This window comes from Skermanella sp. (assembly GCF_059503625.1).
The window spans coordinates 1-8,018 of record NZ_JCACHA010000872.1; the positions used below are offsets into that span (position 1 = coordinate 1).

The following is an 8,018-nucleotide window of genomic DNA, read 5'->3' on the forward strand; positions in this document are numbered from 1 at the left end:
AAGTTAGAATTGATTCGACTTCCCGTGGTGCAATCGCTTATGGCGATCAAGAGATCCCGCGGGTAGTCGTCAGTTCCGTTCCCTTTGTCCGGTCATGCTGCGCAAAAAAAAGTCGTCTTACGAGGTTCTGATCTACCGTGACGACCAGTGGATGCTCGAGCACCTGCTGGAGGACGAGGATCAGGCTAAGAGTGCTGCCGACCGGCTGATGCTTCAGCCCACGACCGCAGGGGTGCGGGTTACCAAGAAGATCCAGCGTAACGATGGCGGCAGCGTCGCCGTCGTGGTGTCGGAGGTCATGAAGACCTCGATGCCGTTGACCCAGATCCGGATCGCCGACGGTATCGAGGCGCCGTTCTGCGAAACGCTGGAAGACTTCTACGCGCTGTCGAGCCGGCTGACGATCCGCCGCCTGCTGGCGGACTATCTGGACCAGAAAGTCCTGATGGTCAGCGAAGTGCTGCATTGCGCCGACGAGGCCGACAAGCTGCTGGGGGTCATTCCCCTGATGAAGAGCGCCGTCATGACGGCGGCCGGCAGCCACGCCCGGCTGACCGGAAGGGACGGCGCCGCGTCGCGCAACAGCCTGAACAAGCGCGTCGAGGAGATGGCCGCCCGTGCCCGGACGGTGCGCAGCAGCTATCAGCGCAACTACAAGGCCCGCCAAGCCTTCGCCCCGCTGGTGGCGAAGTTCGGCAAGAGTTCCGGCAAGTCGGGTGGTTCGCGCTTCGCCCTTGTCCATGCCGCCTGCACGGAACTGCTGGGCGCACGCGACTGGACGGGCAAGCTGTCGCGATTGACCGACTGGCTTTATGAACCGCTCGACGAATACGCGGTCACCGTGCTGGACGGGCTGATCGCCGACCTGCTGGTTTCCAACGGAGCCATCCGCGATCTGTTCGGTCCCGATGCAGACCCAAGCCTCCGGTTGTGCCGTCTGTTCGACGTCATCAAGGGGGACGAGACGTCGCCCCTGCTGACCCCTCTTGCCGACAACCTGCGGGCGCTCGCCCATCAGTTCGATGCCGGCCGGCTGCCCCAGGCCCGTCAGGCGGCGTTGCTGCACATCCAGATCCAGCTCAACGACGCCAAGGCTTCCGCCCGCGACACCAAGGCGTCGTCCTTCATGACGCTGCTCGAACGGCTGGTGACCGAGAAGGGCGTCGAAGGCGGGCCGGAAATGGCCGAAGCGCTGACCAACCGCCATGCCCGCACGCAGGAACAGGGCGGTTTGACCGGCCTGAAGGAAGCGATGGGCCGGCTGCTGGCGCTGATGGGCGAACCGGGGCGCAAGATCAACTATATCCAGGCCCTCGCCCATTCGCCGCTGTCACAGCGTCAGCCCCGCCTGATGCTGGAGGCGCTGGACGATCTGGCCGCCAAGCCGCGCCTGATCGGCAGCTTCGTCGACAGCGGATCGCACCCGGTCCAGAAGATGAAGGTGCTGAGCAACACCCACGCCCTGCTCAGCGCCGCCCAGCTTCCCGGCGATATCCGCTCGAAGCTGATGCACATGGTCGAGATGGTCTTCACCGACTTCCTGACCGAAAACCGCATCCTGGAGAAGATCGACAACCCGGACGTGAACCTGCGGCAGCGGGTGATCAAGCTGGCGCAGCTTTGCACCCAGGGTCTGCTGACGCCCGGCAGACCGCTGGAGATGGCGCGCAGCAGGCTGCTGACCCTGGTGTCCCGCCCTGGATTCGAAGCGATGGTGGTGTCGGACATCGCCGACCCTGCCGAGCGCAAGCGCGAGCTGGCGTCCTTGCAGGAACTGCTGGCGGCGGTGCCGCCTCCGGAATCCAGGACCGCCGAGCAGAGAGGCAGCGAGGGCAGTGCGACGGAAGCGGCGCAGACCCGGCTGCTCGACCATGGCGGAATGGCCGGCTCTGGCGCCGGCAAGCTGGCTGGACCGTCGTCGCCCGAGAACAGGGTCTGTCCCAGCTGCTTCGCTCCCGGCTACACGGATTCCTGCCCGACCTGCGGCTACCGGCACATGCCGAGCCAGCGCGACGGGTTCATCCTGGCTCCGAACACCATGCTGACCGGACGCTACCGGATCGGCCGGATCCTCGGCCTGGGCGGGTTCGGCATCACTTACGTCGGAAAGGACGAACGGCTGCATGCCCTGGTGGCCGTCAAGGAATATTACCCCTCGATGTATTCGGTCCGGATGCCGGGAAGCTCGCTGGTCGCCCCCAGCGGCGCGGAACAGGCGGGACCCTATCGGGTCGGGATGGAGAAGTTCCTGGACGAGGCGCGGCTTCTGGCGCAGTTCCGCAATACGGCCGAGATCGTCGACGTGCTCGACTTCTTCACCGAGAACGGCACCGCCTACATGGTGATGGAATACCTGGAAGGCCGCTCGCTCCAGGAAGTCCTGAACGAGCGCGGCGGCCGCCTGCCTTTCGGCGAGGCGCTGAGCGTCATCCTGCCGGTGATGCGCGGCCTGTCCCACGTCCACGACAAGAACGTGCTCCACCGCGACATCAGTCCGGACAACATCTACATCACCAGTGACAAGCGGTCTAAGCTGCTGGACTTCGGCGCCGCCCGCATGGCGATCTCCCAGGGCGAACAGAACCTGACGGTCATCCTGAAGCGCGGCTATGCCCCGCTGGAGCAGTACAACGCCGGCGGCCGGCAGGGTCCGTGGACCGACGTCTATGCCCTGTGCGCCACATTCTACCGCACCCTGACCGGCCAGATGCCCGCCGACTCGCTGGCCCGGATCGAACAGGACGACCTGATCCCGCCGTCCCGCCTGGGTGTCGCGATCCCTCCCGCCGTCGAGAAGGTCCTGCTCAAGGGCCTGTCGCTCAGGGGCGCCGAACGGCACCAGGACATGATCGAGCTGCTGAGCGATTTCGAGGCGGGGCTGACGGGACGGAAGTAACGCCCGGGAACGTTCAGGCCGGTCCCTTCAGGCAGGAAACCAGCGACGCGGCCATGCCCCGCATCAGGGTGAAGTAAAGCTCCGGACCGTCGTCGAGGGCGGCGCCCAGCGGGTCCAGGGTGCCGCGCTTGGCAGGTGTCTTTTCCACGATGGTCGCCACGAGCGTCGGTTCGAACTGCGGTTCGGCGAAGACGCAGGCGGCGTCCAGGCTCGAGATCTTGGCCCGGAGCTGGCTGAGACGCTGGGCGCTTGGACGCTGGTCGGGGCTGACGGTGATGGCGCCGGCAGCGTTCAGGCCGTAGCGGTCCTCCAGGTAGTGATAGGCGTCGTGGAACACCACGAAGGGACGGTCCTTGACGGGAGCCAGCGTGGTTTTCAGCTCGGCATCCAGAGCGGCCAAGCGTTCCGTCAGCGAGGCGGCGTTGGCTTGATAACGGACAGCATTGGAGCTGTCGTGTTCCGACAGTTCCGCGGCGATGGTCGCGACCATCTTCCGGGCATTGTCGACATCCAGCCAGACATGGGCGTCGTGAGTACCGTGCTCGTGCTCATCCTCGTGCCCGGCTTCATGTCCTGCCTTGTGGGCATGGGCATCATGATCGTCGTGCCCCTTTTCCTTATGCCCAGCGTCCTCATGCCCATGGTCCTCATGCTTTTCCCAGGCGCCGCCCTCGCGGGTCGGCAACAGGGTCAGTCCCGCTTCCTCCATCAGCGCAACGGGATGGGCTTTTCCGCCAAGCGACTGGATCGGCTTGGTCAGGAAGGTCTCGAGGTCTTCCCCCACCCAGAACACCAGATCGGCCTGACTGAGCACGCGGGCGTCGCTGGGGCGCATGTTGAAGGAATGGGGCGAGTTGGCACCCTTGAGCAGCAGGGCCGGTTCGGCCACGCCCTGCATCACTCCGGCGACCAGCGAGTGGATGGGTTTGACCGAAGCCACGACCTTGACGGGATCGGCCGCTATTGCCGTTCCCATATGGGCCGTTCCGGAAAAAATCAGCGTGCCGGCGAGGGCGAGGAGGGAAGTTCGGGCGATGCGCGCGTTCATGACGGGAGACGACCTTCGGACAGGGAACAGGTTTGCATAAATGCATAGTCGCGAAGCGCCTACTGTTCTGTTATAACATTACATTGTCAAGCGCCGGATCGCGGCGGAGGGATTGGGGCACACTCCATGGCATCGAAGAACGGGCCTCTGGTCGCAGTACGCGGCCTGAGCGTCGCTTATGGCAGCAGAACGGTGCTGGAAAACATCGACCTGGATGTGGGACCCGGCGAGATCGTGACGCTGATCGGCCCCAACGGGGCCGGCAAGACCACGCTGGTCAAATCGGTGCTGGGTCTGGTCCGGCCATCGAGCGGTACGGTCACCCTGCAGCCCGGCCTGACCGTCGGCTACATGCCCCAGCGCCTTCAGGTGGAACGGACGCTGCCGCTGACCGTCCGCCGGTTCCTGACGCTGTGGCAGAAGGTCGGCCGCGCCGAGTTGGAACAAGTGCTTGTGGAAGTCGGCGCCGCCCACGTGATCGACAGTGCCGTCCAGACCCTGTCGGGCGGTGAGCTTCAGCGCGTGCTGCTGGCGCGGGCCTTGCTGCGGCGGCCCGATATCCTGGTGCTGGACGAACCGGTACAGGCGGTGGATGTCCATGGCCAGATCGAGCTGTTCAACCTGATCGCGGAGATCCGGCGGACGCGCGGCTGCGGCGTGCTGCTGGTCTCGCACGACCTGCATCTGGTAATGGCGCGAACCGATACCGTCGTCTGCGTCAACCGTCACATCTGCTGCTCCGGCCGGCCGGAGGATGTCAGCCGGCATCCGGAATACCTGGCGATGTTCGGCCGCCATGCCGAGGCGCTGGCGGTCTACCAGCACAGCCATGACCACCATCACGACTGCGCCGGCGAAGTCGTGGCGCTGGCGGAGGTCCGGCACCGCCATGGGTGACTTCGTGCTCGACGACTTCATGATCCGCGCGCTGGTCGGCGGCTGCGGCATAGCGCTGGTTTCCGGGCCGCTGGGCTCGTTCGTCGTGTGGCGGCGGATGGCCTATTTCGGCGATACGCTGGCCCACTCCGCCCTGCTCGGCATAGCGTTGGGATACCTGCTGGGGATCGGCATGACGGCGGGGGTGATCGCCGTCTGCGTCGGGATCGCCGTGCTGCTGGTGCTGCTCCAGGAACAACGCCAACTGGCCTCGGATACGCTGCTGGGCATCGTGTCTCATTCCACCCTGTCGCTGGGCCTGGTCGCCATCGCCTTCATGGAAACGATGCGGATCGACCTGCTGGCCTACCTGTTCGGCGACATCCTGTCCGTGACATGGCCCGACATCGTCTGGATCTATGGCGGGGGAGCGGCGGCGCTGGCCGTGCTCGCCCTCATCTGGCGCCGGCTGCTGGCAATTACGGTGGACGAGGATCTGGCGCGGGTGGAGGGAATGCCGGTGCTGGCGATCCGGCTGACCTTCATGCTGCTGATCGCAGGCGTGATCGCGATCGCGATGAAGATCGTCGGCATCCTGCTGATCACGTCGCTGCTGATCGTACCCGCCGCCACGGCAAGGCGCTTCGCCCGCTCGCCCGAGCAGATGGCGGGAACGGCGGCGCTGATCGGGATGCTGGCGGTACTGGGAGGGCTGGCGGGCTCGCTGGTCTGGGACCTGCCGAGCGGGCCTAGCGTAGTCACCTCGGCGGCGCTGATGTTCGCGTGCAGCCTGATGGTGCCGGTGCCGCGCGCGGCGTGAAGAGATTCAGGTTGTGTCACCCGTAGGTCGGATAAAGCGAAGCGGCATCCGACATCGGCGCGTCGGATGCCGCTTCGCTTTATCCGACCTACAAGAACTATGCGGTTTGCAGGCGCCTCAGCGCCTGCGATTCCTTCAGTCCTTCAGGTCTTCCCAAAGCTCCTTCACCTTGGCGAAGAAGCCTTCGCTTTCGGGACTGGTGCCTTCCTTGCCGGCCTTCTCGAACTCGCGCAGCAGTTCCTGCTGCTTCTTGTTCAGGTTGACCGGCGTTTCCACCACGGCCTGGACATACATGTCGCCGCGCTGGGTCGCGCGCAGCACCGACATGCCCTTGCCCTTCAGGCGGAACTGGTGGCCGGACTGGGTGCCGGCCGGGACGGTGACCTTGGCGCGGGTGCCGTCGATGCTCGGCACCTCGACCACGCCGCCAAGCGAGGCTGTCGTCATCGGGATCGGCACGCGGCAGTGGATGTTGGCGCCATCACGCTGGAAGAACCGGTGCGGCGCTATCGCCAGGAAGATGTAGAGGTCGCCCGGCGGAGCGCCCCTCAACCCGGCTTCGCCCTCGCCCGCCAGACGGATGCGGGTGCCGTCCTCGACGCCGGCGGGGATGTTGACCTGGAGGTTCTTTTCCTTCCGGGTCCTGCCGGCGCCGCCGCAGACCTTGCAGGGATCCTTGATCACACGGCCGGCGCCGTGGCAGGACGGGCAGGTCCGCTCGATCGTGAAGAAGCCCTGCTGGGCACGAACCTTGCCCATGCCGCCGCAGGTCGGACATGAGATCGGCTGGGTGCCGGACTCGGCGCCCGATCCGGAACAGCCTTCGCAGACTACCGAGGTCGGCACCCGGACCGTCGCCTGACTGCCGGTGAAGGCCTCTTCGAGCGAGATTTCCAGGTTGTATCGCAGGTCGGAGCCACGGCCGGCCTGACCGCCGCCGCCGCCTCGGCGTCCACCCATGAAGTCGCCGAACATCTCGTCGAAGATGTCCGCGAAACCGCCGCCGCCGAAGTTGAAGTCGAACCCGGCACCGCCGCGTCCGCCGCCCCCTGCCCCGCCGTTCTCGAAGGCGGCATGGCCGAACCGGTCGTAGGCGGCGCGCTTCTGCTCGTCCTTCAGGACTTCGTAAGCTTCGCTGCAATCCTTGAATTTCGCTTCGGCCTCGGCATCGCCCGGATTGCGGTCGGGGTGATACTGCATGGCCATCTTGCGATAGGCCTTCTTGATCTCCTCCGCCGAGGCACCCTTCGTCAGGCCGAGAAGTTCGTAATAGTCCTGCTTCGCCATCAGGCCGCCAGCCCCTGCCTCTGAAACATAAAACCGCTCCGGCCGCCGAAGCCTGTCAACGAAGGCCGAGCGACCGGAGCGAAACACACAATGCCACACATCATGGACCGGGAGGGAGTGCGGATTTCAGGCCGTACTCCCTCCACGGTCCGGTTCTCAAGGACCGGCTATCAGGCCGACTTGTGCTTCTTGTCGTCGTCGACTTCCTCGAAGTCGGCGTCGACGACGGTCGAGTCACCACCGGCCGAACCGCCGGCGCCGGCAGCGCCGCCCGCACCCGGACCGGCCGAACCGTCGTCCTGGCCGGCCTTGTAGACGGCCTCGCCCAGCTTCATCGAGACCTGGGCCAGAGCCTCGGTCTTCGACTTGATGGTGTCGGCATTGTCGGCGCCCATCGCCTCGCGCAGCTCGGTGATGGCCTTCTCGGCGGCGGTCTTGTCGGCGGCCGGGATCTTGTCGCCGGTCTCCTTCAGGGTCCGCTCGGTGGTGTGGATCAGGCCGTCGGCCTGATTGCGCAGCTCGACCAGTTCGCGGCGCTTCTTGTCCTCGGCGGCATGCGCCTCCGCGTCCTTCACCATCTTCTCGACGTCGGCGTCGCTCAGGCCGCCGGAGGCCTGGATGCGGACCGACTGTTCCTTGCCGGTCGCCTTGTCCTTGGCGCCGACGCTGACGATGCCGTTGGCGTCGATGTCGAAGGTGACCTCGATCTGCGGCACGCCGCGCGGGGCGGACGGGATGCCGACCAGATCGAACTGACCCAGCAGCTTGTTGTCGGCCGCCATCTCGCGCTCGCCCTGGAAGACCCGGATCGTCACGGCGCTCTGGTTGTCCTCGGCGGTCGAGAAGGTCTGGCTCTTCTTGGTCGGGATCGTGGTGTTGCGGTCGATCAAGCGGGTGAACACGCCGCCCAGCGTCTCGATGCCCAGGCTGAGCGGGGTCACGTCGAGCAGCAGCACGTCCTTGACGTCGCCCTTCAGCACGCCGCCCTGGATCGCGGCGCCGATCGCCACGACTTCGTCCGGGTTGACGCCGCGGTGCGGTTCACGGCCGAAGAACTGCTTCACGACTTCCATGATCTTGGGCATGCGGGT

6 protein-coding genes are annotated in these 8,018 nt (G+C 65.7%); 3 read left to right on the forward strand and 3 right to left on the reverse strand.

Annotated elements, in window-relative coordinates; genetic code table 11:
* Positions 1-94 precede the first annotated feature (94 nt).
* The gene (locus AC5JJ6_RS31725) at positions 95-2,896 is read left to right on the forward strand and encodes a serine/threonine protein kinase (RefSeq protein WP_496045874.1); all 2,802 of its coding nucleotides are present in this window, start codon (positions 95-97) and stop codon (positions 2,894-2,896) included.
* A gap of 13 nt (positions 2,897-2,909) precedes the next feature.
* Here AC5JJ6_RS31725 and AC5JJ6_RS31730 read toward each other — a convergent pair whose 3' ends face one another.
* Positions 2,910-3,944: a zinc ABC transporter substrate-binding protein gene (locus tag AC5JJ6_RS31730; RefSeq protein WP_496045875.1), complete on the reverse strand. Its 1,035-nt coding sequence runs from the start codon at positions 3,942-3,944 to the stop codon at positions 2,910-2,912.
* 126 nt (positions 3,945-4,070) lie between these two features.
* Here AC5JJ6_RS31730 and znuC point away from each other — a divergent pair, with 126 nt between their 5' ends.
* On the forward strand, positions 4,071-4,841 hold the full coding sequence (gene znuC / locus AC5JJ6_RS31735; RefSeq protein WP_496045876.1) for a zinc ABC transporter ATP-binding protein ZnuC: 771 nt from the start codon (positions 4,071-4,073) through the stop codon (positions 4,839-4,841).
* Positions 4,834-5,640 carry a zinc ABC transporter permease subunit ZnuB gene (znuB, locus tag AC5JJ6_RS31740; protein ID WP_496045878.1) on the forward strand — a complete coding sequence of 269 codons (807 nt, stop codon included), beginning with the start codon at positions 4,834-4,836 and terminating at the stop codon, positions 5,638-5,640. Before znuC ends, znuB begins: the two co-directional genes overlap by 8 nt.
* Positions 5,641-5,775: 135 nt before the next feature.
* On the opposite strand, the gene dnaJ is transcribed toward znuB, so the two are convergent.
* A complete protein-coding gene (gene dnaJ, locus AC5JJ6_RS31745; RefSeq protein WP_044428261.1) occupies positions 5,776-6,927 on the reverse strand; it encodes a molecular chaperone DnaJ in 1,152 nt (383 codons plus the stop codon).
* A gap of 170 nt (positions 6,928-7,097) precedes the next feature.
* A partial coding sequence (locus tag AC5JJ6_RS31750; protein WP_496045877.1) for an Hsp70 family protein occupies positions 7,098-8,018 on the reverse strand: 921 nt, incomplete at its 5' end.